General features: G+C 73.5%; 19 protein-coding genes and 1 pseudogene. 3 read left to right on the top strand and 17 right to left on the bottom strand.

The genetic code is table 11. The annotated features are described in order from the left end of the window. Nucleotides 1–74: 74 nt before the first annotated feature. The 4 genes and pseudogenes from JT723_RS11145 to JT723_RS11135 all read right to left on the bottom strand — a co-directional run bounded on the left by JT723_RS11145 (nucleotide 75) and on the right by JT723_RS11135 (nucleotide 6,012). Nucleotides 75–3,263 carry an ATP-binding protein gene (locus tag JT723_RS11145; protein WP_205044602.1) on the bottom strand — a complete coding sequence of 1,063 codons (3,189 nt, stop codon included), beginning with the start codon at nucleotides 3,261–3,263 and terminating at the stop codon, nucleotides 75–77. A gap of 519 nt (nucleotides 3,264–3,782) precedes the next feature. Continuing rightward, nucleotides 3,783–3,944, bottom strand: a pseudogene (locus tag JT723_RS36410) (S26 family signal peptidase); the annotation flags it as partial. Nucleotides 3,945–4,256: 312 nt separating this feature from the next. Further along, nucleotides 4,257–5,585, bottom strand: coding sequence for an RNA polymerase sigma factor (locus tag JT723_RS11140; protein WP_372441274.1), 1,329 nt, complete (start codon nucleotides 5,583–5,585; stop codon nucleotides 4,257–4,259). A 70-nt stretch (nucleotides 5,586–5,655) separates the two neighbouring features. Continuing rightward, nucleotides 5,656–6,012, bottom strand: a complete 357-nt coding sequence (locus tag JT723_RS11135) for a YciI family protein (RefSeq protein WP_205044397.1) — start codon at nucleotides 6,010–6,012, stop codon at nucleotides 5,656–5,658. Between the two features lie 140 nt (nucleotides 6,013–6,152). On the opposite strand from JT723_RS11135, the gene JT723_RS11130 reads away from it, so the two are divergent. Further along, complete coding sequence (locus JT723_RS11130) at nucleotides 6,153–6,515, top strand: type II toxin-antitoxin system RelE/ParE family toxin (protein ID WP_205044396.1); 363 nt, start codon at nucleotides 6,153–6,155, stop codon at nucleotides 6,513–6,515. Continuing rightward, a complete protein-coding gene (locus JT723_RS35025; RefSeq protein ID WP_205044395.1) occupies nucleotides 6,512–6,829 on the top strand; it encodes a helix-turn-helix domain-containing protein in 318 nt (105 codons plus the stop codon). Before JT723_RS11130 ends, JT723_RS35025 begins: the two co-directional genes overlap by 4 nt. 135 nt (nucleotides 6,830–6,964) lie before the next feature. Here the strand turns inward: JT723_RS35025 and JT723_RS11120 are convergent, their stop codons facing one another. The 10 genes from JT723_RS11120 to JT723_RS11075 form a co-directional block, all read right to left on the bottom strand. Then, nucleotides 6,965–7,690 (bottom strand): response regulator transcription factor, encoded by a 726-nt coding sequence (locus JT723_RS11120; RefSeq protein WP_205044394.1) that lies wholly within the window; start codon nucleotides 7,688–7,690, stop codon nucleotides 6,965–6,967. 486 nt (nucleotides 7,691–8,176) lie between these two features. Continuing rightward, a complete protein-coding gene (locus JT723_RS11115) occupies nucleotides 8,177–8,902 on the bottom strand; it encodes a tyrosine-protein phosphatase (protein WP_205044393.1) in 726 nt (241 codons plus the stop codon). Further along, on the bottom strand, nucleotides 8,899–10,713 hold the full coding sequence (gene asnB / locus JT723_RS11110; RefSeq protein WP_205044392.1) for an asparagine synthase (glutamine-hydrolyzing): 1,815 nt from the start codon (nucleotides 10,711–10,713) through the stop codon (nucleotides 8,899–8,901). Before asnB ends, JT723_RS11115 begins: the two co-directional genes overlap by 4 nt. 61 nt (nucleotides 10,714–10,774) lie before the next feature. Continuing rightward, on the bottom strand, nucleotides 10,775–12,070 hold the full coding sequence (locus tag JT723_RS11105) for a nucleotide sugar dehydrogenase (RefSeq protein ID WP_205044391.1): 1,296 nt from the start codon (nucleotides 12,068–12,070) through the stop codon (nucleotides 10,775–10,777). Between the two features lie 20 nt (nucleotides 12,071–12,090). Continuing rightward, a complete protein-coding gene (locus JT723_RS11100; protein WP_205044390.1) occupies nucleotides 12,091–13,491 on the bottom strand; it encodes an MFS transporter in 1,401 nt (466 codons plus the stop codon). Further along, on the bottom strand, nucleotides 13,488–13,637 hold the full coding sequence (locus JT723_RS11095; protein ID WP_205044389.1) for a hypothetical protein: 150 nt from the start codon (nucleotides 13,635–13,637) through the stop codon (nucleotides 13,488–13,490). Before JT723_RS11095 ends, JT723_RS11100 begins: the two co-directional genes overlap by 4 nt. Nucleotides 13,638–13,646: 9 nt before the next feature. Continuing rightward, a complete protein-coding gene (locus JT723_RS11090; protein ID WP_205044388.1) occupies nucleotides 13,647–14,315 on the bottom strand; it encodes a TfuA-like protein in 669 nt (222 codons plus the stop codon). After that, complete coding sequence (locus JT723_RS11085) at nucleotides 14,312–15,685, bottom strand: YcaO-like family protein (RefSeq protein ID WP_205044387.1); 1,374 nt, start codon at nucleotides 15,683–15,685, stop codon at nucleotides 14,312–14,314. The genes JT723_RS11090 and JT723_RS11085 overlap by 4 nt, the downstream gene beginning before the upstream one ends. Beyond that, on the bottom strand, nucleotides 15,682–16,677 hold the full coding sequence (senB, locus tag JT723_RS11080) for a selenoneine biosynthesis selenosugar synthase SenB (RefSeq protein WP_205044386.1): 996 nt from the start codon (nucleotides 16,675–16,677) through the stop codon (nucleotides 15,682–15,684). Before senB ends, JT723_RS11085 begins: the two co-directional genes overlap by 4 nt. Beyond that, nucleotides 16,677–18,560 (bottom strand): NAD-dependent epimerase/dehydratase family protein, encoded by a 1,884-nt coding sequence (locus tag JT723_RS11075; RefSeq protein WP_205044385.1) that lies wholly within the window; start codon nucleotides 18,558–18,560, stop codon nucleotides 16,677–16,679. The genes senB and JT723_RS11075 overlap by 1 nt, the downstream gene beginning before the upstream one ends. A gap of 287 nt (nucleotides 18,561–18,847) precedes the next feature. Between JT723_RS11075 and JT723_RS11070 the strand changes: the two genes are divergently transcribed. Further along, on the top strand, nucleotides 18,848–20,881 hold the full coding sequence (locus tag JT723_RS11070; protein ID WP_205044384.1) for a thioredoxin domain-containing protein: 2,034 nt from the start codon (nucleotides 18,848–18,850) through the stop codon (nucleotides 20,879–20,881). A gap of 406 nt (nucleotides 20,882–21,287) precedes the next feature. Here JT723_RS11070 and JT723_RS11065 read toward each other — a convergent pair whose 3' ends face one another. The 3 genes from JT723_RS11065 to trhA all read right to left on the bottom strand — a co-directional run bounded on the left by JT723_RS11065 (nucleotide 21,288) and on the right by trhA (nucleotide 24,344). Further along, the gene (locus tag JT723_RS11065) at nucleotides 21,288–21,908 is read right to left on the bottom strand and encodes a TetR/AcrR family transcriptional regulator (protein ID WP_205044383.1); all 621 of its coding nucleotides are present in this window, start codon (nucleotides 21,906–21,908) and stop codon (nucleotides 21,288–21,290) included. 4 nt (nucleotides 21,909–21,912) lie between these two features. After that, nucleotides 21,913–23,532, bottom strand: a complete 1,620-nt coding sequence (locus JT723_RS11060; RefSeq protein WP_205044382.1) for an MFS transporter — start codon at nucleotides 23,530–23,532, stop codon at nucleotides 21,913–21,915. A 140-nt stretch (nucleotides 23,533–23,672) separates the two neighbouring features. Further along, on the bottom strand, nucleotides 23,673–24,344 hold the full coding sequence (trhA, locus tag JT723_RS11055) for a PAQR family membrane homeostasis protein TrhA (protein WP_240165455.1): 672 nt from the start codon (nucleotides 24,342–24,344) through the stop codon (nucleotides 23,673–23,675). Between the last annotated feature and the right edge of the window lie 217 nt (nucleotides 24,345–24,561).

The raw sequence follows: 24,561 nt of genomic DNA, 5'->3' as shown, positions 1-24,561 counted from the left end.
CTCGGACGACTCCGACAACGCAGCGAGCGTGCGTGCCAGGCGTCGCGGGGCAGGCGGGACTTCCAAAACACGGCCTAGGTGGGGGCGAGGACCGTGCGGGAGTTGCGGGTCGGGGTCATGCCGAGGCGCCAGGCCTCCCACGTGGCCCCCGCGGCAGCGGCCCCGCGTTGGAGCAGCAGCGCATACGCGGCGACGTACTCGTCGAGATCCGGGTCGCGACCCGGAAAACCCTCGCGGCCCGCGAGGTCGTGCAGGATCGCCAGCGCCTGGTCGACGCTGCCGCCCGCGGCGACGAGCGGGAGCAACGTCGCGCGCAGGAACGCCGCCCATTCCTGCCCGCGCCGGTCACCGAGGCCGCCGAAGAGCTGGTAGGCCTCCTCCAGCAGGGTCAGCGCCTCCACGATGCGCTCGTTGCCGGCGTCGATGACCGCAAGTTCCACGCACGACCAGGCCTCGCCGTGCTCCACGCCGATCCGCCGGAAGTCCTGCCTGGCGTCCTGCAGCAGCTGCCGGGCGAAACCGCTGTTGCGCAGGTTGCCGGTCCTGGCGGCGCGCTGGTCGCGGGTGACGCGCGCCGAGTGGTGCCGGGCGCAGGCCAGGCCGTACACGTCCCGCATGCGGGAGAACATCGAACGGGACCGCTCCAGGGTGCGCAGCGCCGCATCGGTGTCGCCGCACTCCTCCAGGGCCTGCCCCAGGTAGTACAGCGTCCACGCCTCGCCGCGGGCGTCCTCGCTCGCCCGGTGCCGCTGCACCGCCTCGTCCAGGTCGCGGGCCGCCTCGCGGGGCTCCCCGCGCAGCAGCCTGGCCCGGGCCAGCTGCGTCATCGTCCAGGCGGTGCCGCGCGGATCGCGGGCCAGGGCGTAGGACTGGCCGGCCGCCCGCAGCTCCGCCTCGCCCAGGTCGAGGCGGCCGAGCCGCAGATGGACCTGGCCGAGCTGGAGGTGCGCCCACGCCTCGCCCTGCACGCTCTCGTTGGCCCGGTGCAGGGCCAGCGACTCCTGGAGCAGCGCCAGGGCGCTGTCGAGCTGGCCCATGTCGCGCAGCACCGCGCCCAGCGCGTGCATCGTCCAGGCCCGGTCCTCCTCCAGCTCCGGGTCGGCCTGGATGGCCAGTGCCTCCCGCAGCTTGACCTCGGCCTCGCGCAGGTTGCCCTGGTGGTGCAGGGTGATGCCGAGGCTGTCCAGCGCGCGGGCCGCGCCCGCCGGGTGCTGCGCCTCGAAGTAGAGGTCCACCACCGTGCTCAGCGTGGACTTGGACTTGTCCAGGTCGCCCAACTGCCGTGCCGCGATGCCGGTACGCCACTGCACCGAGCGCACCAGCACGGAACGGTCCTCGTCAGGCCCCGACCTGGGCTGCCGCGCCTGCTGGGCCTGCGCCATCTCGCTGATCTCGCCCAGCCGGTAGAGGTCGCCGCGCAGCAGGCAGTAGTCGCACAGCGCGCCCAGCAGCGCCTGGACCGCGGACCGGTCGACGCCCTCGGTCTCGCGCAGTGCGGCCGTGATGAAGCTGGACTCCTCGTCCAGCCAGCGCAGCGCCAGGTCCAGCGAGGAGAAGCCGTGCTGCCCGAAGCGCCCTGCCCTGGTCGAGGTCTTGCCCTCGACCAGTCGCACCACGGTGTTGGCCAGGTCGGCGTACGAGCGGATCAGCCGCTCGTGGGCGGCGGCCCGCTCGACCGGGTCCTCCTCGTCCAGCAGCCGCTCCGCGGCGAACGCCCGCACCAGATCGTGCGGGCGGTAGCGGTTGCCGCGGACGTTGTCGATCAGCCCGGCCGCCGCCAGCTCCCCGAGCCGGCGGGCCGCCTCCTGGTCGTCGGTGGCCATCAGCGCGGCCGCCGCCGCTGCCCCGAAACTCGCCCGGCCCGCCAGCGCCAGGCGACGCAGCAGCCGGCGGTTGGGCTCCGGCTGGTCGTGGTAGCGCAGCGCCAGCACCCGGTCCACCGGGTCACGCGGCCCGAACACCTCGATGTCGTCGGCGAGCCGCGCCGGGCCGTGGTGGTCGCCCAGCGCGGAACCCGCTATCCGCAGCGCCAGCGGAAGACCCGCGCACAGCCCCCGCAGCCGCTCCGCCTGCCCGGCGTCCGGATGCGGCAGCCCCGAGGACTCGGCCAGCCGGCCCAGCAGGTCCTGCGTGCCCGCCTGCGACAGCGGGGCCACCTCCAGGTGGCGCACCCGGGCGCCGTCCATCGCCAGCGCCAGCGGCTCACGCGCGGTGACCAGCACCAGGCTCTCCGAACGCTCAGGCACCAGCGCCCGCACCTGCTCGGGGTCGGTCGCGTCGTCCAGCACGATCACCACGGGTACGCCCGCCATGTGCTGCTGGTACTGCTCGCTGAGCCGGCGCAGGTGCTGGCCGTGGTCCTGCCGGTCCTGCCGCTCCCTGAACAGCAGCTGGTCGCGCGGCGCCCCCAGCCGGTTCAGCAGGTGCAGCAGGGCGTCGCGCACCGGCAGCGGGGCCCGCCCGTCGCCCGCGCCCCGCAGGTCCACCACGCACGCACCGCGGAACTGGTCCTTCAACTCCCGTGCCGCACGCAGCGCCAGCGTCGAGCGGCCGCTGCCCGGCGGGCCGTGCAGCACCATCACCGTGGGCTGCCCGGCCACCGCCGCGCGGGCCTGGTGCACGGCCTGCGAGATCTGCGCCATCTCCGCGGTGCGGCCGGTGAAGACACCGTCCGCCGCCGGGAGCTGGCCGAAGGACTGCTCCAGCACCGCACGCGTGCGGGCCGCCGCGCTGCGGTCGCCGCCGGTACGTCGCGGCGGCTTGGCCTCCGCGGGCTTCGCGGGCGGCGCCGCCTCCAGGAAGGGCCGCACCCCGCGCCGCTCCAGTGCGGCCAGCCACAGCAGCCGCAACTGCTCCGCGCCGCCGGGCGCGCCGCGTTCGGGCGCCGCGGACCTGCGGGCCGCCCGGCCCCTGGCGGCCGCGGTGCCCAGCGTCGCGACCCCCGCGGCACCCACCGCGGCCCCGGTCACCAGGGCCGCGCCCACGGACAGCCCGTGCCCCAGGTCCACGCCGAAGGCGACCGCCGCGGCCACCCCGGTCACCAGGCCGCCCGCGGTCCGGCTCGCGGCACCCGAGCCGGGGGCCGGCGGCGCGGGCTGCCTTGCCTCCAACGCACGCCGGTAGGCGGCGTATTCGACCGCCGCCGTGCCGCTTATCTCGTCGAACCGCTCCCGCGCCCGCCGCAACACCGCGTCCCCGGCGCCCTGCTCGGCGGCCAGCCGCGCCAACAGCCTCTCCGCGGCGGCGCGGTCGGCTTCCCGCAGTGCGATTCGTGACTCCGGCACATCGTCCTCCCGGCATTCCGTCGGACAAGTTTCGTGCCCACCCCCACCACCCCCCACACCCCTTCCCCGGCTATGGGCTCGCCCCTCCGCAGGGCGGCGCGTTTTCAGGGGCGCGGGTCGTCTCCGCCCGAAGGGGGCTGTTCGGTTCGTGCCGGACCACCGGCCGGTGGTGGGCTGGCCGCGCAGTTCCCCGCGCCCCTGATGGGTGCCCTCTTCGCGGAGGGTGAGCGTTTTTGGGGGCGCGTGTCGTCTCCGCCCGAAGGGGGCTGTTCGGTTCGTGCCGGACCACCGGCCGGCGAGCGAAGCGAGTGGGGGCACCCCCCAGGCGAAGCGCTGGGGGAGGCTGGCCGCGCCCACGCGCCGCCAGGCGCAGATCAGATGCAGCCCCGCGCCCCTGTATGGCGCCCTCCCGGGCAAAGGTGCCCTTGCGCAGGGCGGTGAGCGTTTTTCAGGGGCGCGGGGAACGGCGCGACCAGCCCCCACCGGGCGTGCGGGGGGTCACCGGCGGAAAGGGGCTGTTCGGTTTGGAGCCGGACCGCCGGCGGGTGGGGGGAGGGGGGTGAGGAGGATGGCGGTGATCGTGGAGGAAGTGACGTAGCCCCAGGTACGGGAATCCGTGCTGGTCGACGGGTTGTCGCCGAGGACGATCACCTGGCCGCGGGGGACGCGGGTGGCGGAGGGGGGAGGGCCGGGCGGACCTCGGGGGGGACCGGGTCGCCCGCGCGACCGGCAACGTGTTTGACGACCAGCGGCGGCTCCGGCGCGTCCGGGCCGGTGCGGGGGAGGCGGAGGACGACCACCGTGCCGGGGCGTACCCGGATCCGGGCCAGGGGTGTGCGGAGCACCAGCAGGCGCCGGCCGGGGGGAAGGCGTTCCCGTGACCCTGGCATCCGCGTTCCCCGGCCGTCAACACCCCGCGGCCGGAAGGGGCCTTCTCAGTTCCGGCGGCCCGGCCTCAGGAGCCGCCCGGCCTCATGCCTCGTCGAGGTCCGCGGCCCGGCGCAGCAGCAGCGCCTGCTCGGCGCCGTTGCGGGTCAGCCCGGCCGCGCGGACGAACTCCGCGCGCGCCTCGGCCGTACGCCCCAGCCGGGCCAGCAGGTCGCCGCGGACGCTCGGCAGCAGGTGGTAGCCGGCCAGTTCGCCGCTCGCGGCGAGCGCGTCGGCCAGGGCGAGGCCGGCTGCGGGGCCTTCGGCCATGCCGACCGCGACGGCACGGTTCAGCTCGACCACGGGGGAGGGCGCGGTGGCTGCCAGCGCCCGGTACAGCCCGGCAATCCGCGGCCAGTCGGTGTCCTCGGCCCGTACCGCCTGGGCGTGGCAGGCGGCGATCGCGGCCTGCAGCGCGTACGGTCCCGGCGCCGCCCCGCGCGCCCTGGCCGCCACCTCGGCGCGGGCCAGCGCCGCGAAACCGCGGCGGATCAGCAACTGGTCCCAGCGCCTGCGGTCCTGGTCGAGCAGCGTCACCGGGGCGCCGTCCCTGATGCGGGCCGCGGACCGCGAGGCCTGCACTTCGAGCAGCGCCGCCAGGCCGTGCACCTCGGGCTCGGCGGGCATCAGCCCCTGGAGCACCCGGGCCAGCCGTACCGCGTCCTCGCACAGGCCCGGCCGCATCCAGTCGTCGCCGGCGGTCGCCGAGTAGCCCTCGTTGAAGATCAGGTAGACCACTTCGAGCACCGACGCCAGCCGTACCGCGAGCTCCGCGCCCTGCGGCACCTCGAAGGGCACCTTCTCCTTCGCCAGGGTGCGCTTGGCCCGTACGATCCGCTGGGCCACCGTGGGCTCCGCGACCAGGAAGGCCCGCGCGACCTCGTCGGTCGTCAGCCCGCCGAGCAGCCGCAGCGTCAGGGCGACGCGGGCCTCGCGGGACAGCACCGGGTGGCAGGCGACGAAGACCAGCCGCAGCAGGTCGTCCTCGATGGCGGCGGCGTCCTGCGCCGCGTCCCCGGGTCCGTCGAAGACCGCCGCGCCCTGGGCGGTCTCCAGTTCGTGGCCCAGCAGTTGCAGCTTGCGCGCGAAGGTCTCGTTGCGCCGGATCAGGTCGATGCCGCGCCGCTTGGCGGTGGTCATCAGCCAGGCGCCGGGGTTGCGCGGCACCCCGTCGCGCGGCCACTGCTCAAGGGCCGAGACCAGCGCGTCCTGCGCCAGTTCCTCGGCGACGCCTATGTCGTGCACCAGCCGGGTCAGCCCGGCGATCAGCCGCGGCGACTCGATGCGCCACACCGCCTCCACCGCCCGCCGCGCCCGGTCGGGTCCGGGTTCCGCGTGCGGCGGCCCGGTCCCCGTGCGGTCGGCTGCTGTCACGACCCCCCATCACAGCAGCCGCGGGGCGTCCGCGCAAAGCGGCCCGCCCCGCGGCTGCACCCGTACGCCCTTACGCGGGCTCCTCCACCTGCCGGACCTCGGCCGTGATCTCCCACTCGTCGCCGTGGATGGCCAGGAAGCGCGAGGCCCACTGCGCCGCCTCCTCCGCCGACTTCGTCTGGAACATGGCGTAGCCTCCGATGACCTCCTTGGCCTCGGTGAACGGCCCGTCCAGCACGGTCTGCTTCCCGCCCGCCTGCCGGATGACGCCGCCCTCGCCGGCCGGCTGCAGCCCGCCGGTGTCGAGCAGCACGCCGGCCTTGGTCATCTCCTCCAGCAGTGCGCCCATCTCGGTCATCAGCTCCTCGCTGGGACCGCCGGCCGGCGCCTTCGCGGGGTCGAGTCGCAGCAGCATCATGTAGCGCATCGTGGTGTCCTCTTTCCGTCCGTCCGCTGTGCTGTCCGGGGCACTTCACCGTGCCCTCACCGACGCGTCGAGCGGGCGAGGCGGGAATCGACACGGCGGAGCAGAAATTTCTTGGGTATAGCTCCTGCTATACTTGGGAGGTGAGCGGCGAATGGGACATCTACCTTGTCGACGAGGTGCGCGACTGGATCGGCGGCCTTGACGACGCGGCGCACGCCCGGGTGGTCCAGGCGCTGGACGCACTCGCCGAGGGCGGACCGGGTCTGGGGCGCCCGCTGGTGGACACCATCCATGGCTCGGTGATGGCCGATCTGAAAGAGTTGCGCCCGGGCAGTGTGCGTATCCTCTTCGCCTTCGACCCCTGGCGGTCGAGCATCCTGCCGGTGGCAGGGGACAAGGCCGGCCAGTGGAACGAGTGGTACCGAGAGGCCGTTCCACTGGCCGAGCAGCGCTACGAGATGTATGTGAGGGAACGAACCAAGACAGAAGGAGCGGGATCGTGAGTGGCTTCACGCGCTGGCAGGACATCCGCGCCGAGCACGTCGAACGGGCCGGCGGCGAGGACGCCGTACGGGCGGGCAAGGAGGAACTGCTCGCGGTGGTCACCGGGCGACGCCTCGCCGAGCTGCGTCGCGCCCGCGGGCTGACGCAGCAGGATGTGGCCGACCGCATGGGCGTCACCAAGGGGCGTGTCTCGCAGATCGAGCGGGGCCAGATTTCCGGTCAGGAAGTGCTGGCCCGGTTTGCCACGGCACTGGGCGGCCGCCTGCACCAGGCGATCTACTTCGACGACGGAGACATCGCCGCCATCGCGTGAAGCAGGCGTCACGCAATTCCCCTGGTTCATCGGCACGAGCATCGGCAGAGTAAAGTCCGGATATCGGATTCCGGGAACCCGGAAATTATTGATTTCAACAAAGGAACGTTTTTTACGCGACCCGCGGCCCGCGGGCTAGGCGTGGCCGAGTCGGAAACCGACGCCACGGACGGTGACGATCCAGCTGTTCGAGCCGAGTTTGCTGCGTAGTGTGCTGACATGCGTGTCGACGGTCCTGCCGTGCGGCGAACAGGGGTCCTCCCAGACCTGCGCCATGATCTGCTGCCGGCTCACCACCGAGTGCATCTTCGTCGCCAGCAGCACGAGCAGGTCGAACTCCTTGCGGGTCAGGTCGAGCGGCTCGCCGGCCAGGGTGGCCCTGCGGGCGGCGGGTTCGATGTGCAGCGGGCCGTGCTCGATGGTCTGCACGGGCAGCGGCTGCGGCCGCACGCGCCGCATCACCGCCTCGATCCGGGCCAGCAGCTCGCGGAACCCGTACGGCTTGACGATGTAGTCGTCGGAGCCGGCCTGCAGGCCGAGCACCCGGTCGAACTCGGAGTCGCGGGCGGTCACCGCGATGACGGGGGTGTTGGCCGCGGCGCGGATCCGCCGGCACACCTCAAGGCCGTCCAGGTCGGGGAGGTCGAGGTCGAGCAGGACCATGTCGGCGTCGAAGTGCGCCCGCAGCGCCTCCGCGCCGCTGGAGACCGCGTGGGCGGCGTACCCCTGCCGGATCAGGCCCCTGAGCAGCGCGTCGCTCGCCCTGGCGTCACTTTCGACCACCAGTAATCGCAGGGTGGCCCGGTGTCGTCCGTCCGGGGCGTCCGCCGGACCCAGGGCGGGTGCAACCTGCGTGGTCATGTGATCCTCCAGGCGGGGTCATGGTCACGGTATGGCAGGCCGATAAAAGTTTGCGGTGCGCTCAAAATAACAAACACATACTTGTCGGATTGTCAATGGAATTGAGGTTGCCCGGGCGTGTTGCCCGCGCGCGGGGCCGGCCGCCGCCATGGTCGTATACGAAAGCGGATTGCGGGACTCCGAATCCAGCGGAATGCTCGGAAATATCCCTTCTGCTGCTTTGCTATAGCTCTGTTGAAACCATTCCAAGATCGACGCAGGGCCACTTGTGATGCGAACTCGGATGTCTGTATATTGCCGCGCGGACCTACGGGGGCGAGGGTCCGAGACCGTGCTCTGCTGGCAGCTCCCGGCGACTCATTCGACAGGAGAGCTGCACATGTCGCACTTCGCGAGCACGTCCGCCGCACTTCCGCAGCCGTGTCCGGCCGCAGGCATTCCCGCACACCGACGGCGCGGCCTCCACGGGGCCGCGCCGTCCGCCGTTCACGGCAGGCGGCCGGTGGTCAGCCGGGTGCGCGCCGCCTGGATCTCGGCGTCCGACAGGCCCCCGGCGCGCAGGTGCTCCACCGGGTCCAACGACGTCACCGCCGCGACGACGGCCGCTGCGGCGGTGGTTCCGGCCCGCCGCAGCGGCGCCTCCAGCTCGGCCTGCCGGTCCGGTTCGCCGACCGCCGCGAAGAGACCGGGCAGCCGCTCCGCGCTCAGCTCGTAGTCGGCGGCGATGGCGGCGGCCGGCACCCCGGCGAGCGCCAGCAGCAGCAGGCTGACCAGCCCGGTGCGGTCCCGCCCGGCCACGCAGTGCACGGCGATCCCGCCGGGCTCGGCCAGGGCCACCGCCCGCACCACCCGGGCGGTGCGCTGCGGGAACTCCGCCAGCAGCTGCGGGTAGTGCAGCGGGGTGCCCTGGATGCCGGTGCTCCACAGGTCGGCGGGCGCACCGCCGTCCTGCGGCGGTGCGAGCGGCAGCGCCAGGGTCGTCAGGCCCGGCGGGCGCGGCGCGGCGTCCGCGCCGTGCTCGTCGGGATTGCGCAGGTCGACCACCGTGCGGACGCCGTACTCCCACAGCTGCAGCCAGCCCTTCTCGGTGAGCCTTTCCACCGCGTCGGTGCGGACCACCGCCCCCGGCGCGGTGAACCGGCCGCCGGCGGCGGGCAGACCGCCCAGGTCACGGGTGTTGAAGCAGCCCTCCCACTCCAGGTGCCGGTTCACAGCGCCACCCGCACCCGGTACTCGGCGAGCCAGGAGTCCAGTTGCAGCACCGTCTCCAGTGCCGCCCGGCTCAGCTCGCCGGGCAGCGCGTCGGCACCGCGCCGGCGCACGTCGCGTACCAGGCCGTCGTCCAGGTAGGGCAGCAGCGGCGCGGTGCCGCCGCGTACCGCGGCGGCCAGCTGCGCGCGCAGTCCTGCGTCGTAGCCGGTGTCCACGACCGAGGGGTAGGGGGTCTTGACCCGCGCGGAGACCGCCTCGGGCAGCAGCTCCCGGCCGGCCGCCCGCAGCAGGCTCTTCTCCCTGCCGTCGAAACTCTTCAGCGCCCAGGGGATGTTGAAGGTGTACTCGACCAGCTCGTGGGCCGCGAAGGGGACCCGCACCTCCAGGCCGTGCGCCATGCTGAGCCGGTCCTTGCGGTCGAAGAGCACCTGCGCGTGCCGGGTCAGCGCCAGGTAGGTCACCTCGCGGAAGCGGGCCTCGACCGGGTCGGCGAGGGAGCCGGTGTCGATCTCGGCGACCGCGGAGGCGTGGCTGTCCTGCTCGTACGCGGCCAGGTCCAGGCCCTTGAGCAGGTCGGGGGCGAGCAGGTCGTCCAGCCCGCGGTGCCGGTGGCGGCCCGAGTGGACCCAGGGGAAGGTGCCGGAGTGCACGGCGTCGGGGTTGCGCTGCCAGCGGTAGCCGCCGAAGACCTCGTCGCCGCACTCGCCGGACAGCGCCACCGTGGAGTGCTGCTTGACCTTCTCGAACAGCAGCAGCAGCGAGGCGTGTTCGTCGCCCTTGGCCAGCGGCAGGTCGTACGCGGACAGTACGCCGGCCCGCAGCCCCGCATCGAGCAGGCCCGCGGTGTCGACCAGCACCTCGGTGTGCCGGGAGCCGACGTGGCCGGCCAGCAGCCGGGCGTAGACGTGGTCGTCGTTGGCGGACGGCTCGCTGCGCACCGCGAAGGAGCGCACCGGGTCGGCCCCGCCGGCTGCCGCGGCCGCCGCGGCGAAGGCGGTGAGGGTGCTGGAGTCCAGGCCGCCGGACAGCAGGGTGCACAGCGGTACGTCGGCCCGCAGCTGCGCGGCGACCACGTCCTCCAGCAGCCCGCGCACCCGCTGCACGGTCGCCGGCAGGTCGTCGGTGTGCTCGCGGACCTCCAGCTGCCAGTAGCGGTGCAGCACGGAACCGCCGCGGCCGACCCGCAGCATGCAGCCGGGGGGCACCTCGTACATGCCGCGGAAGACCGCGTGCCCGGGGTTCTTGGCCACCGACAGGATGTCGCGCAGACCGTCGCCGTCGACCTCGCGGCCGACCGCCGGGTGGGCGAGCAGCGCCTTGGGTTCCGAGCCGAAGACCACACCGGTCGGCGTCGGGCAGTAGTAGAGCGGTTTGACGCCCATCCGGTCGCGGACCAGCAGGAGTTCCTCGCGGTGCACGTCCCACACCGCGAAGGCGAAGATCCCGTCGAGCCCGGCGACCGCGTCCGCGCCCCTGGCCAGGAAGCTGCGCAGCACCGCCTCGGTGTCGCCCGCGGTGCTGAACTCCTGTCCTGCGGAGCGCAGTTCGGCGCGCAGCTGCCGGTAGTTGTAGACCTCTCCGCTGTAGGTGAGGACCGCGGACTCGGCCCCGGCCGCCGCGGCCATCGGCTGCCGGCTGCCTTCGAGGTCGATCACCGACAGCCGGCGGTGGCCGAGCGCCGCGTGCGGCGACAGCCACAGCCCCTCGTCGTCGGGGCCGCGCGGCGCCATGGTGCGCACCATGGCCAGCAGCGTGTCCCGGTCCTGCGTCAGATCGGCCGCGTAGTCGACCCATCCGGCGATGCCACACATCACGTCCTCCTGGCTCTGGTCGAACTCCTGCGGTGACTCCTGCGGTGCAGGTCGGTGGCGCTCACAGCGCCTCGACGCCCGCGCGCGGCCGCACCTTGCCCCGGGTGTCGAGCAGCAGCCCCGCCGCCGCCTCGATCGCGTCCAGGTCGTAGCCGGCGTGCGCCTGCAGCAGGACCGTCAGGTCCGCCTGCGCCGCCCCCGACTCCGGCTCGTCCCGCGGCACTTCGGTGCCGTCCACCGTCCAGTGCCGGACGTGCGGGTCGTGGAAGCGCACCTGGGCGCCCAGTTGGCGCAGGCCCGCCGCGACCCGGCGGGCCGGGGACTCGCGTTCGTCGGCGATGTCCGCCTTGTAGGTCACGCCGAGCAGCAGGACGCGCGAGCCCTCCAGCGGCTTGCCCGCACGGTTGAGCAGGTGCAGGGCGCGCTCGACCACATACCGCGGCATGCGCGCGTTGATCTCCTGCGCCAGCTCAACGAAGCGGAAGGGGTAGCCGAGGGTGCGGACCTTGTACGACAGGTAGTTGGGGTCGATCGGGATGCAGTGCCCGCCGACGCCGGGTCCTGGGCGGAAGGCCTGGAAGCCGAAGGGCTTGGTGGCGGCGCAGTCGATGGCGTCCCACAGGTCGATGCCCAGCTCGTGGCAGAACACCGCCATCTCGTTGACCAGGGCGATGTTCACATGCCGGTAGGTGTTCTCCAGCAGCTTGGCCATCTCCGCCTCGCGGGTGCCCTTCGCCTCGACCACCTTGTCGACGAAGGCGCCGTAGAAGGCGGCGGCCGCGCCGGTGCAGGCCGCGGTGAGCCCGCCGACCACCTTGGGGGTGTTGCGGATGCCGTAGACGGCGTTGCCCGGGTCGACCCGCTCGGGCGAGAAGGCGAGCCGGAAGTCGCGGCCCGCGGTGAGCCCCGACTCCTCCAGGATCGGCAGGACCACCTCCTCGGTGGTGCCCGGGTAGCTGGTGGACTCCAGCACCACCAGCGTCCCGGGGCGCAGGTGCCGGGACACCGCGGCGGACGCCGCGCGTACCGCCCCGAGGTCGGGGCCGCCGTCGGCGGTCAGCGGGGTGGGCACGCAGATCACCACGGTGCCGGCGCCCGCCAGCACCTCTTCGTCCGCGGTGGCCCGGAAGCCCGCCGCGAGCATCCGCGCCACCTGGGCGTCGCTGATGTCGTCGATGTGCGAGCGGCCGGCCATCAGGGCGGCGGCGACGTCCGGGTCGCGGTCCAGGCCGGTGACGGAAAGGCCTGCCAGGCTCGCCTCCCGGGCCAGGGGCAGCCCGACGTACCCCAGGCCGACGACGACCAGGCCCTGCCGAGCGGTGCCCTCGCCGGGCACGGGTGAACTGTCGGTGTGCATCGTCAACCTCCGTGGGGAATTCAGTGCGCTGCGGTGCGTGCGGGAGTCGTCCGCGGTGCCAGCAGACGCGTGCCCGCGGCGAGGACGAAGAGCAGGGCGAAGACCGCGGCGAAGGCGCCGCCGGCCCGCCCGCCCGAGGTGCCGGCGCCGTAGAGCGCGCCGGCCAGGCCCATGACCAGCACCTGGCCCAGCGACTGCGCCACCTGCAGGGCCGCGCTGTAGCGGCCCTGCTCCTCGGGGCGGCAGTACTCGAATGCCAGCACGGTCAGGCTGGGCGCGACCAGGCCCATGCCCGCCCCCGCCACCACCAGGGCCAGGCCCGCGGTCAGCCGTGGTGCCGCGTGCGGCACGCCGAGCGCGGCGACCACGGTCGCGGTGGTGGTCATCGCCGTCCCGACGGCCGCCAGGCGGTGCCGCGGCACCGCCGACCAGACGTGGCCCTGGAGCCAGGAGGCGCCGGCCCAGCCGATGGTCGCGCCGGTGAAGGCGGTGCCAGCGAGGGACACGGGGACGTGCCGGTGGTTGATCAGCAGCAGCGGGACGAAGGACTCCAGGGTGAAGTACACCCCCGAGCACAGGCCGCTGAGCAGCACCACCGTGGGCAGCCCGGCCGCGGCCCGCAGCGCGCCGGGCGGCAGCAGCCGGGGCGCGGTCGGCACCAGCAGCACCAGGCCGACCACGGCGGCGGCGACCTGCGCCGGGTGCAGGCCGGAGCCGGCGTAGACCAGCAGCCCCGCCCCCAGCGCGAGCAGCGCCGACAGGCCCACCCGCTGCCAGTCGGTGTCGGCGCCGTCCTCTCCGGAATCGTTCTCGGCGTCGGCGATCCGGTGCCTGGCCAGCACGACCGCGGCCGCGGCCACGACCGCGGTGAGCACCGCGAGGCCGAGGAAGACCCACCGCCAGGACGTCGCAGAGGCGACCACGCCCGCGACGGGCGGACCGGCCATCGACGGCACGATCCAGCACACGCTCATCAGCGACAGCGCGCGCGGCCGGAGCCCGGAGGGGTACGTACGCGCCACGGTCACGTTCACCGAGACCACGACGAGGCTGCCGGCGAGCCCGTCCAGGCACCGCCCGGCGATCAGCACCCAGACCGAGTGCGCCGCACCGCACACCACCAGGGCGCCCACCGACAGCACGAGTCCCGCGGCCAGCGGGCGGCGCGGCCCGTAGGTGTCGTTGAGCCGGCCGGCCAGCACGCTGCCGAACAGGGCGGCCGTCACGAAGCTGCCGAAGGCCAGCGGGTACTGGCCGAGGCCGTCGAGCGAGCGCACCGCCACCGGCATGGTGGTGACCAGCGCCAGCGCGGCGAAGCCCACCAGGAACATCACCCCGGCGAAGGCCAGACTGCTGCCCCGGTAGCGGGGGGAGAACAGCCCCTCCTCCGCCACCGGAGCGGACAGGGTGGGAGTGCTCATTCGATGGACGTCATGATCGTGGTGGTCAGCGACTCCATCGTGGCGACGATCCCGCCGCCGGACTCGGCGCTGACCTGCTCCAGGAACTCCTGCAGCTCCTCGGGGTCGGACACGGTCAGGTCGTTCAGTGCGGTACCGGTGGGCACGGTCTCTCCTCAGGCGGTGGGGGCGGAAGAGCCGCCGAGGCGCTCCCGCATACGGGCCAGCAGCAGCAGTGCGTCGTCGCGCTTGGTGTCGGGCGCCGACTCGGTGAAGTAGCCGGCGACCCGGTCGTACTCGGCCGCGTCCAGCTCCCTGCGCAGCAGCATCAGCACCGTGCGGGCGTTGCGCTGCGGGAAGTACAGGCCCTTGGCGATGTCCAGGAAGCGGTCCCCGGTCGCGGGGGAGAATGCCTCGGCCTCCAGTCCCGCGGCGACCGCGAAGCGCAGGTTGACCATCGGCTCGGACAGTGCGGTGCCGGACTTCTCGTCGTAGACCACCGCGACCTCGTCGTCGGCGTCGATCCGCCCGGTCACGTACTCGTCGAAGATCTTCCCGACCCCGACCATGCCGAAGGGCTCGCACTCGGCCGCCCGCAGCGCGCCCATGCTGGACGAGCCGAACATGGCCACGCCCGCGTCCATGGCCTCCAGCACCTCCTTGGGGGAGATGCACATGCTCTGCAGGAACTTCCCGTCCACGATGCCGATGGCCTCGGGCGGTTCCGGGCGGGCCAGCAGCTCCGCGATGTCGCCGCGCTTGACCGGCGGCAGGAACTCCGCGTCCAGCGCCGCCGCCGCCTCCTCCCGGCTGATGCTCGGACCGATGAACACCACGGCACTCATGCCGGCACCCCCTGCTCCTCGTCGTCCTGCTCCTGCTGCAACTTCTGCTGGAGCGCCGAGAGTTCGGCCAGCGCCCGGTTCCATGCCGCGGCGCCGCGCGCGCCGATCCTGCCGTGGTCCACCGCCCACGACTCCAACTGCGGGACCATCACCCGCACCACCGTCACCGGTATCCCGGGCGGCGAGAGGTCCACCGCGAGCGCGCGGGTGATGCCGCACTCCCGGAAGCGGTCGAGCATGAAGCGCATGTCGTCCATGACGTCGCCGGTGCGACAGGAGGGGATGTCCGCGAAGTCCACGACCTTGCGCAGCGGGCGCCAGGCCCACGCGCCCTTGTCGATCGTCGACGAACGCTGCACGTGCTTCTGGTACTTGCTGACATCCTCGTCGGGCAGCCGGATGTCCTCGCGCATCGCCTGGATGTCGACGGCCCGGCTCTGCGCGCACTCGGTGATCGCCCGGATGATCGCGACCTCCGCGTCGGGGTGGGTGCCGAAGCCGCCGTGCCCCTGCGAGGTGGTCGGGCTGATCTCCTCCGAGGTCGCCGCGAGGAAGCTGGGGATGCCCAGGTCCGAGGTCAGGTGCACGACCCGCAGTTCGAGGCCCGCGTCCCTGAAGAGCTTGACCAGGGCCAGCGCCTTGGGCGGCAGGCTGTCGGGGTCGACGTGCGGGTGGGCCTCCTTGAGCAGGTCGGTCAGCTCCTCGGGCTGCCGGTCGGCGAGTATGCCCTTCTCCAGGATCTGGCACAGCTGGTTGCTCACCAGTTCCGCGCCGGTCATCGAGTCGCGCTCGACCAGTTCGGTCAGCGCGTGGCAGATCGCCTCCTCCAGGCTGTTGCCCGAGGCCAGGCCGTTGGTCGTGGAGACCTCGTACGTCGGCGGCTCGTGCGAGGCCAGCGAGTAGGCCACGCAGTCCTGCGGGACCAGCACCGCGTCACCGCTCATCAGGTCGTGCGCCTCCACCCAGGAGATGGGGGTGTCGTCGCGGTAGTACCTGGACAGGGTGATCAGGTTCTCGCGCGGGTCGAGCACGGTGCGGCCGGCCTTCACCAGCTCCGCGTACGAGGCGATCACCGACGGGCGGATCGGCAGGCCCGCGGAGAAACGCTCCACCGCCTCCATGACCGCGGACGTCCTGGCGTCCGACTGGCTCAGGCCCTTGCCGTTGTAGACGGAGATGATGTCGTTGGAGCGGGGGGCGATGGCGTTGTAGACCGGGATGCCGATCCGGTCGAGCCAGGTGATCTCGGCCACCCTCGTCACCCCCATCCGCCGCAGGTGCGGGCGGACCCGTTCGTAGGTCTGCGCGGAGGTGTACTCCCGGTGCACGCCGCCGCCGTTCACCTTGGGTACGGAGTCTCGGAGCTTCACGGCTGTCCTCTCCTGACACGCTCGGTAAGGGAAGGTTGTTCGGCCCGCAGTTCGGCCCACAGTTCGGCCCATGCGTGCTTCTCGCGGCCGGGCTCCGCGAGGTGCCGCAGAGCGCCGCAGCGTTCCTTCATCCGGTCGTACACGCCGCCGTCGTTCCGCTCGGCGGCGTAGAGGGCCGCGGCGAGGGCGTCGGCGTCGCCGACCGGGAAGTATCCGGGGTAGTCGTCGCCGAGCAGGCCGGTCGAGCCCGGGATGTGCGTGGAGATCACCGGCACCCCCACGGCGAGCGCCTCGGTGACCACGTTCGCGCCGCCCTCGTGCCGCGAGGAGAGCACCAGCAGGCGGCTCCTGGCCAGCACCTGCAGCGCGTCGGCGCGCGGCAGCGCGCCCAGCCAGGTGTAGCGGGGGTTGTCCGCGGCCTCGGCGGCCACCTCGCGCTGCGACGCCTCGTCACGGGCGCCGCCCGCGTGGGTCAGGGCGATCCGCGAGTCCGCGGGCAGCAGCCGTACCGCCTTCGCGGGCAGCAGCGGGTCCTTGACCGGGCGGACGTGGGCGAGGAAGGCGACCTCGAAGCAGTCGGTGCGCGGCTCGGCGGCGGGGACCGGCGGCAGGGACTGGGTGATCACCCGTGCCCGGGGCCGCAGTTGCGGCGGGAGCTGCTGCACGCCGTGGCTCTGCAGGGTGACGAACCGGTCGGCCAGTTCCAGTACGGCCGGGTCCACACCGCTGGTGGCGAAGTCCGGGTAGAGATCGGTGCCGGTCAGTCCGATGACGATCGGGGCGCCGGGGTGCTCGGCGGCGAAGCGGCGGATGCACTCGGCGCTGCGGCCGGCGTGCAGGGCCACCAGCGCGTCGTAGCCGCCGCCCTCGTAGCCCAGGGATATCAGTACGTCGTGGCCCAGTTCCCGCAGCATGCCCGCCCACCTGCGGGCGGTCACGCCGTTGCCGTAGTCGCTGGCCGGCGGCTCCGGGCTGGCCATCAGGATCTTCATCAACAACACTCCGTGTCATAGGCCAGCCACTGGGCCTGCGCGCGCAGCCCGTCGGCCAGCGGTGCCGTCGGTTTCCAGCCGAGCAGGGCGCCCGCCAGGCCCGTCTCCAGGGCCGGCAGGCGGCCGGAGCCGCGCTGCGCCGGCACCGTCCGTGCGGTGGGCCGGGTCACCGCGGCGACCTGCGCCGCCCAGGCGTCCTCGTCGTGCACGGCCGAGACGATGTGCACGACCTGCGGGGCCGCGCCGGGTGTGCCCGCCGGGCCGGTGAGCGCCGCGTGCACGGCGGCTGCCAGGTCACGGTGGTCCACCAGCTGGTGCAGCCGGTCGGACTCCAGCGGGAGGTCCCTGCGGGTCCAGGCGCGCAGGATCCAGTCGGCGGTCACCGTGCCGGCCGGCGCGTGCGGGCCGACCGGTTCCGCCGTACGCAGCACGGTCGCGGTACGCCCCTGCGCCGCCCACCGGGCGACGGCCGACTCCGCCAGCCACTGCCCCCGGCCCGGGTCGCCCTCGTCCGGCTCCGCCAGCGGCCCTTCCGGTACGACGGTGCCGCCGCAGGCCGCGGCCGTGCCGACGTACACCAGCCGGCGCACCCCGGCCTCCGCCGCCGCCCGCAGGACCTCGTCCACGCCGGGCGGCTGCGTGCCGCCTGCGGCCAGGCCGTCGGCGAGGTAGGCGACACGGTCGCATCCGCGCAGGTCGGCCGCGCTCACCGGCCCCGGCAGGAAGTGCACCGCGTGCCCGAGGTCGCCCAGTAGCAGGCCGATGCCGCGGGCGAAGTCCCCGCCCGCGCCGGTCACCGCGGTGACGGGGGCCGCGGTCACCGTCGCGGTGACACCGGTCCTGCGCAGCCGGCTCCCCGCGCTGCGCCCCGCCTCGACACCGGCCTTGCTCAGCGCGTGCAGCGCGTCGGCGGCCGACTCGATCTGCGCGGGCGACAGGTCGTCGCACACCCCGCCGGGACCCAGGGTCCGCAGGGCCGCGTCGCCGTGCGGCGCGTCGCCGCCGCCGTGCGCCCGCAGGGCGGTGCCCAGGGCGAAGGCGGTCAGCCAGGTGTTCCACGCGGCCCGCGGGGGAAGCGCGCCGGCGGCGCCCGCGGCCTCGAAGTCCGCGCGCACCGCCCGCAACGACCAGCCGGCCCGGCGCAGATACCGCTCGGTCTCCAGGTACTCCCAGCCGGAGCCGGAGCCGGAGCCGGAGTTGGACCCGAGGCCAGAACCCGAGCCGGTCCGCACCGCGCACTGGGCGGTCCCGTGCTTGAGGAAGGGCACGACCGTCAGGGCCGCGCAGTCCGCCGTGCCCGCGCCGGGCGCCGCGGCGGCGAACACCGCGGCACGCCGCAGCCCGTGGGCCGCGTTGCCCGCGATGCTGGGCAGGCCCGAGTGCTCGACCGTGTTCGGCACGGCGATACGCAGCCGGGTCCCGCTCGCCCGCAGGTGGCGGTACATCAGCACGTCGTACGGCCAGCCCGCCCCGTCCCCCGCGGCGAAGCCGCCGTAGCCCGCGGCGACCTGAGCCGGCAGCATCAGGGCGACGCAGGGCGCGTACTCGTCCAGCGCCTCCGCCCAGGACGCCCCGGTCAGGGCGGCGGCGCGGACGGCGGCGCCGTTGCGGGAGTTCCAGTTGGTGTAGAAGGCGACGGCGTCGTCCGGGGCGACCCGGGCCGCCTCGGCCGCGTGCTCGAAGAAGCCGTCGGCCAGCTGCACGTCGTCCTGCAGGACCAGGTGGTGGGTGGCGCCGGGCTCCACCGCGGCCCACGCGGCGGCCGCGGTCCGCAGCGCGGTGGGCGGCCCCTCGGGCTCGGGGTCGAGGACGACCCGCAGCCGCCCCGTCGCATCCAGCCCCGCCAGCACCTCCGCCTCACGCCGGCGTCTGGGATGTGCCATGACGGCACCGCTGAGCCGGGGCATCATCCGCATCGGTCTTCCCTCCGTGTGGGACCACACGGGGGCCACTGCTGATCCCGGCCCCCGCCACCCAGGAGGCTAGGCACCGCGGCCGGCCGACAGCGCTTCCTTGCGGGGAATTGACACTCCCCTGTCGCAACCGTGCGGTACCGCAGAAAAGGTTGTACGGCGCCACCCTTGCCCCCGTCTCCGCCCGGCCCCCGGCGGCCCACCCCGCCCGCGGCCGCCGGAAGCAGGCTCCGCACACGGGACCGTGAGAGGGTGACATGGTGAACCGACTCGGGGATGCGACATCGCCCTATCTGCTGCAGCACGCCGACAACCCGGTGGACTGGTGGCCGTGGGGACGGGACGCGTTCGAGCAGGCCCGCAAGCGCGGCGTGCCGGTGCTGCTCAGCGTGGGATATTCCGCCTGCCACTGGTGCCACGTCATGGCGCACGAGTCCTTCGAGGACGAGTCGACGGCCGCGTATCTCAACGAGCACTTCGTCTGCGTCAAGGTCGACCGGGAGGAGCGGCCCGACGTCGACGCGGTGTACATGGAGGCCGTGCAGGCCGCGACCGGGCAGGGCGGCTGGCCCATGACGGTCTTCCTCACCCCCGACGGCGAGCCCTTCTACTTCGGTACGTACTTCCCGCCGCGGGCGCGGCAGGGCATGCCCGGCTTCATGGACGTGCTGGAGGGCGTCGTCACCGCCTGGCGGGACCGCCGCGAGGAGGTCGGCGACGTCGCAGGGCGCATCGTGCGCGACCTCGCCGACCGGGCCGGGGCCTACGGCGCCGCCGTGCCGCCCGGCGACGCCGAGATGAGCGCCGCACTGCTCGGGCTCACCCGCGAGTACGACGCCCGGCGCGGCGGGTTCGGCGGCGCACCGAAGTTCCCGCCGTCGATGGCGCTGGAGTTCCTGCTGCGCCACCACGCCCGCACCGGCGCGGAAGGCGCGCTCCAGATGGCCCGCGACACCTGCGAGGCCATGGCCCGCGGCGGCATCTACGACCAGCTCGGCGGCGGCTTCGCCCGCTACAGCGTCGACCGCGACTGGACCGTCCCGCACTTCGAGAAGATGCTGTACGACAACGCGCTGCTCACCCGGGTCTACGCGCACCTGTGGCGGACCACGGGATCCGACCTGGCCCGCCGGGTCGCCCTGGAGACCGCCGACTTCATCGTCGGCGAACTCGCCACAGAAGAGGGCGGGTTCGCCTCCGCGCTGGACGCCGACAGCGACGACGGCACCGGGAAGCACGCCGAAGGCGCTTACTACGTGTGGACGCCCGCCCAACTCGCCGCCGAGCTCGGCGAAGCCGACGGCGAATTCGCCGCCGACTACTTCGGCGTCACCCCGGAGGGCACCTTCGAGGAAGGCGCCTCCGTCCTGCAACTCCCGCAGAACGGGCGGGTGGTGGACGCAGAACGCGTCGCCTCCGTGCGTGAACGGCTGCTCGCCGCCCGCGACCGGCGCCCCCGCCCGGGCCGCGACGACAAGGTCGTCGCCGCCTGGAACGGCCTGGCCATCGCCGCACTCGCCGAGACCGGGGCGTACTTCGACCGCACCGACCTCGTGCAGGCCGCCGTCGACGCCGCCGACCTGCTGGTCCGCGTCCACATCGACGGCCGCGGCCGGCTCACCCGCACCTCGCGCGACGGGGTCGCCGGCACCAACGACGGCGTCCTGGAGGACTACGCCGACGTCGCGGAAGGCTTCCTCGCGCTCGCCTCCGTCACCGGCGAAGGGGTCTGGCTCGACTTCGCGGGACTCCTGCTGGACTCCGTCCTGCACCACTTCACCGCCGACGACGGGACGCTGTACGACACCGCCGACGATGCGGAGGCCCTGATCCGGCGGCCCCAGGACCCCACGGACAACGCCACGCCCTCCGGGTGGACGGCCGCCGCCGGGGCGCTGCTCTCCTACGCCGCTCACACCGCGGCCGAGCCGCACCGCACCGCGGCGGAACGGGCGCTCGGCGTCGTCGGCGTGCTCGCCGCGCGGGCGCCGCGCTTCATCGGCTGGGGCCTCGCCGTCGCGGAAGCCGCGCTCGACGGGCCGCGCGAGGTCGCCGTGGTCGGCGGCACCGGTGATCCGCTCACGGCGGAACTGCACCGCACGGCTCTGCTGGGCGGTGCGCCCGGGGCGGTCGTCGCCGTCGGCGAGGAGGGTTCCACGGAGTTCCCGCTCCTCCACGACCGGCCTACCCGGGCCGGTCGGGCCGCCGCGTACGTCTGCCGCCACTTCGTCTGCGACGCGCCGACGTCCGACCCCCGCGCCTTGCGGAGCCAGCTCCGCTCTCAGGGGTGACCTCACCTGCGACCCGGTGGCGGGTCTGCGACCCGGTGGCGGGTTGCGCGCGCAGTTCCCCGCGCCCCTTAGGCCCTGCCCCTTGCGGTGGGCGGTCGGCCCCAGCACCGTTGGGGCTTGTCTCGCAGTTCCCCGCGCCCCTGGGTGGGTGCCTCTTGCGGCGGGCGTTCACCTTTCCGCCGGTGGGGGCGCCTGGGTGATTGCCACTTGCGGTGGCGTCGCTTTCTTCCCGTCCGCCCGGGCTGGGCGCGCAGTTCCCCGCGCCCCTGGTGGGGTGCCCTCGCCCTGCAGGGTGAGCGTTTTTCAGGGGCGCGGGGAACTGCGCGCCCAATCACCCACGCACCGGAAGGTGCAAGCGCACAGCAAGTGGCAATCACCCTGGGGCGGGGGGTGACCCCCCCGGGGGTCAGATGGCGAGGCCGCGGGTGAGGATGCGGAGGGAGCGGTCGATGAGGACCAGGAGGTCCTCGTCCGGCGCCTTCTCGACCCAGAACATCGTGGCCTCATGAATCGCGGCGAACACCGCCGCGGTGAAGACCCGGACTTCGAGCGCGTCAGCGGTCCGCCCGGTGCGGCTGGCGATGATGCCGCCGAGCAGCCGCCCGGTCAGCGAGAACGATTCGTGCGCGCGCGCACGAATCGCCGGCACGTCGCGTACGAGCTGCTCGCGCAGCACCAGCTCCGCCCGCTGGGCGGGGTCGTTGAGTACGGTGCTGAACAGCTCGTGCAGCACCATCCGCACTGACACCAGCGGTGCCTCGCCCTCGGGCCTGGCCCGCAGCTTGTCCGCCATCACGTCGTCGTACTCGTCCGTGAGGACGATGTCCTCCTTCGTCGGGAAGTAGCGGAAGACGGTGCTGGGCGACACGTCCGCGTCCGCCGCGATCCGGTCCACCGGCGTGGCGTCGTATCCGTGCTCGGCGAAGAGCCGAAAGGCGGACTCGCGGATCGCCAGCCGGGTCTGGATCTTCTTGCGTTCCCGCAGTCCGGCCCGGGGGGCGGTGGCGTCGGGGGTTCGAGGGGACATGACGTCATTGTCGGGCATCCGCGGGCCGCGCGGCCATCGTGTCGGCGCCCTCCGCACCCTGGGCGGCGGGCGGTGCCGCGGTGCGCTCCTGGCGGGGGTTGGGGAGGAAGGCGGCCACCAGCAGTGCGGTGACCAGTGCGGCCGCCCCGCACACGACCAGCGTGAGGTTCATGCCGTGCAGGTAGGAGGAGTCCGCGGACGCGGCGAGCGCGCGGTCGCCGAGCCGCGCGGCGACCGCGTGCGCGCCGACGAGGGAGTCGCGTGCGGTGGCCGCGGCGTCCGGGGACAGCCCCGCGGTGTCGAGCCGCCCGGTGTAGCCGGCGGCGAGCACGCTGCCGAGGATCGCGACGCCGACGGCGGCCCCGGTCTGCCGCAGCGTCTGGAGCAGGCCCGAGCCGCTGCCGGCGCGCTCTCTGGGCAGCGCGCCGAGTGCGCTGTTCATGGCCGGGACGATGGACAGGCCGAAGCCGACGCCCGCGACGGCCAGCCATCCGGCGGTGCGGCTGTATCCGTCGCCGTCGGCGGTGGTGGCGCCGAGGAAGGCGCCGGCGGCCAGGACCAGCAGGCCCGCGACGATCACCGGGCGCGGCCCGCCCTTGGCGGTGAGCGCGGGGGCGATCCGGGCGGCGACCATGAGCCCGCCCATCATCGGCAGCAGCCGCAGCCCGGTGCCGAGGGCGTCGTAGCCGAGAGTGCTCTGCAGGTAGGAGGGCAGGACGAAGACCATGCCGGTGAGGATGAAGCTGACCAGGGTGGCGGCGACGGTGTTCCACAGGAAGCCGCGCTGCCGCAGCAGGCCCATGTCGAGCATGGGCCGTTCGACGCTGCGCTCGCGCAGGACGAGCGTGGCCAGCAGGACGGCTCCGGCGGCGAGCATGGCGGCGACGAGCGGGTCGCCCCAGCCGCGGGTGGGCGCCTCGATGATGCCGTAGACGAGTGCGCCCAGGCCCGCGGCGGTGCAGAAGGTGCTGGTGGCGCGCACCCGCGGGGCGGCCGGGTCGGTGGTCTCGGGCAGCAGCGCGAAGCACGCGGCGATGGCGAGCGCGACCAGCGGGATGTTGACCAGGAAGACCGAGCCCCACCAGAAGTGCTCGAGGAGCGCGCCGCCGATGATCGGCCCGAGCGGCATACCGAAGGCCATCGCGGTGCTGGCGATGGCGACCGCCCTGGGGCGTTCTGCGGGGCCGAACAGCGACGGGATCACCGACAGCGCGAGCGGCATCACGAAGGCACCGCCGAGGCCCATGACCGTCCGGGCGGCGATGACGGGTCCCGGGCTGTGGACGAGGGAGCCGAGCAGCGAGCCGGCCAGGAAGACCGCCAGGCCCGCGACGAGCATCGTGCGCCGTCCGAAGCGGTCGCCGAGCAGGCCGGCGGGCAGCATCAGGGCGGCGAAGACGACGGTGTAGGAGTCGACGATCCACTGCATGTCGCCGGTGTCCGCGCCGATCCGGTCGGCCATCGTCGGCAGGGCCACGTTGAGGATCGTGGTGTCGAAGCTGAGCACCAGCATGCTCAGGCTGAGTGCGACCAGGGCGAGCCAGCGCCGGGGGTCGGGCTGCGAAGGAGCGGTCGGTGAAGCGGTCGGTGAAGCGGTCGGTGAAGCGGTCGGGGGAGCGGACATCGCGGTCTCCTGCGAGAGAACATCAATTGGTAGTGACTCTCAAAAAAGAGTAGCTCTCGCACCGAGTCCTGCCAACCCGACAGCAGAAAGGCCCGCACCCCCCGAGGGGGTACGGGCCTGTGCGGGCGCGCCGCCGGCTGTCAGCCGTGGGTGTAGGCCACCAGCGAGATGCCGACGTAGTGGACGATGAAGGCGGCCAGCGTGAACGAGTGGAAGACCTCGTGGAAGCCGAACCAGCGCGGCGACGGGTTGGGCCGCTTGAAGCCGTAGACCGCGGCCCCCGTGCTGTAGAGCACCCCGCCGACGATCACGCAGACCAGCACGGCGACACCGCCGGTGCGCAGGAAGTCCGGCAGGAAGAAGACCGCGACCCAGCCCAGCGCGATGTAGCAGGGCGTGTACAGCCAGCGGGGCGCGCCGACCCAGAAGACCCGGAAGGCGATTCCGGCCAGCGCTCCTGCCCACACCAGCCACAGCAGCAGATGGGACGTACCGCCCGGCAGCAGCAGTATCGCCAGCGGTGTGTAGGTGCCGGCGATGATCAGGAAGATGTTCGCATGGTCAAGCCGGCGCAAAATTCCGGCGCCGCGCGGACCCCAGTCACCGCGGTGGTAGAGGGCGCTGACACCGAAGAGCGCACACGCCGACACCGTGAAGACGGCACACGCGATGCGCCCCCTGGTGCTCTGCGCGAAGGCGGTGAGCACCACACCCGAGATCAGCACCGCGGGGAACATGCCCGCGTGCAGCCACCCTCTGAGCTTGGGCTTTATGGGTGTGGGCGGCTCGGGACCGTCGATGTCGGATGGCATTTCTGCAGTGTGATCGACGGCGCTCATGGCGTCAATCCTACCTACGTCACCGTAGGTTGCCCTGTCGCAGGCCACGGGTGCGGGCGTCGTCGCGGCCGTGGCGGGGCTCACTTCCGCTCCTCTGGACAGACTCATTCGATCGGCCTCACACTCATATGAGTGCGGTCGGTACCGGATGAGCACTCCACGAACGCGTCCGGGCCGCAGCCCCCAAGGG

The organism is Actinacidiphila bryophytorum (assembly GCF_016916835.1).
In the GTDB taxonomy this organism is placed as follows: Bacteria; Actinomycetota; Actinomycetes; order Streptomycetales; family Streptomycetaceae; genus Actinacidiphila; species Actinacidiphila bryophytorum.
The sequence above is the reverse complement of the archived record's forward strand: the minus strand, read 5'-3'. Positions and strand labels throughout refer to the sequence as shown.

Coding starts and splice junctions, on each gene's coding strand:
- JT723_RS11060 (WP_205044382.1), bottom strand. CDS start 23,532: ATGTCCGCTCCCCCGACCGCTTCACCGACCGCTTCACCGACCGCTTCA.
- JT723_RS11105 (WP_205044391.1), bottom strand. CDS start 12,070: ATGCACACCGACAGTTCACCCGTGCCCGGCGAGGGCACCGCTCGGCAG.
- asnB (WP_205044392.1), bottom strand. CDS start 10,713: ATGTGTGGCATCGCCGGATGGGTCGACTACGCGGCCGATCTGACGCAG.
- JT723_RS11065 (WP_205044383.1), bottom strand. CDS start 21,908: ATGTCCCCTCGAACCCCCGACGCCACCGCCCCCCGGGCCGGACTGCGG.
- JT723_RS11120 (WP_205044394.1), bottom strand. CDS start 7,690: ATGACCACGCAGGTTGCACCCGCCCTGGGTCCGGCGGACGCCCCGGAC.
- JT723_RS11100 (WP_205044390.1), bottom strand. CDS start 13,491: ATGAGCACTCCCACCCTGTCCGCTCCGGTGGCGGAGGAGGGGCTGTTC.
- trhA (WP_240165455.1), bottom strand. CDS start 24,344: ATGCCATCCGACATCGACGGTCCCGAGCCGCCCACACCCATAAAGCCC.
- JT723_RS11070 (WP_205044384.1), top strand. CDS start 18,848: ATGGTGAACCGACTCGGGGATGCGACATCGCCCTATCTGCTGCAGCAC.
- JT723_RS11075 (WP_205044385.1), bottom strand. CDS start 18,560: ATGGCACATCCCAGACGCCGGCGTGAGGCGGAGGTGCTGGCGGGGCTG.
- JT723_RS11135 (WP_205044397.1), bottom strand. CDS start 6,012: ATGCGCTACATGATGCTGCTGCGACTCGACCCCGCGAAGGCGCCGGCC.
- senB (WP_205044386.1), bottom strand. CDS start 16,677: ATGAAGATCCTGATGGCCAGCCCGGAGCCGCCGGCCAGCGACTACGGC.
- JT723_RS11090 (WP_205044388.1), bottom strand. CDS start 14,315: ATGAGTGCCGTGGTGTTCATCGGTCCGAGCATCAGCCGGGAGGAGGCG.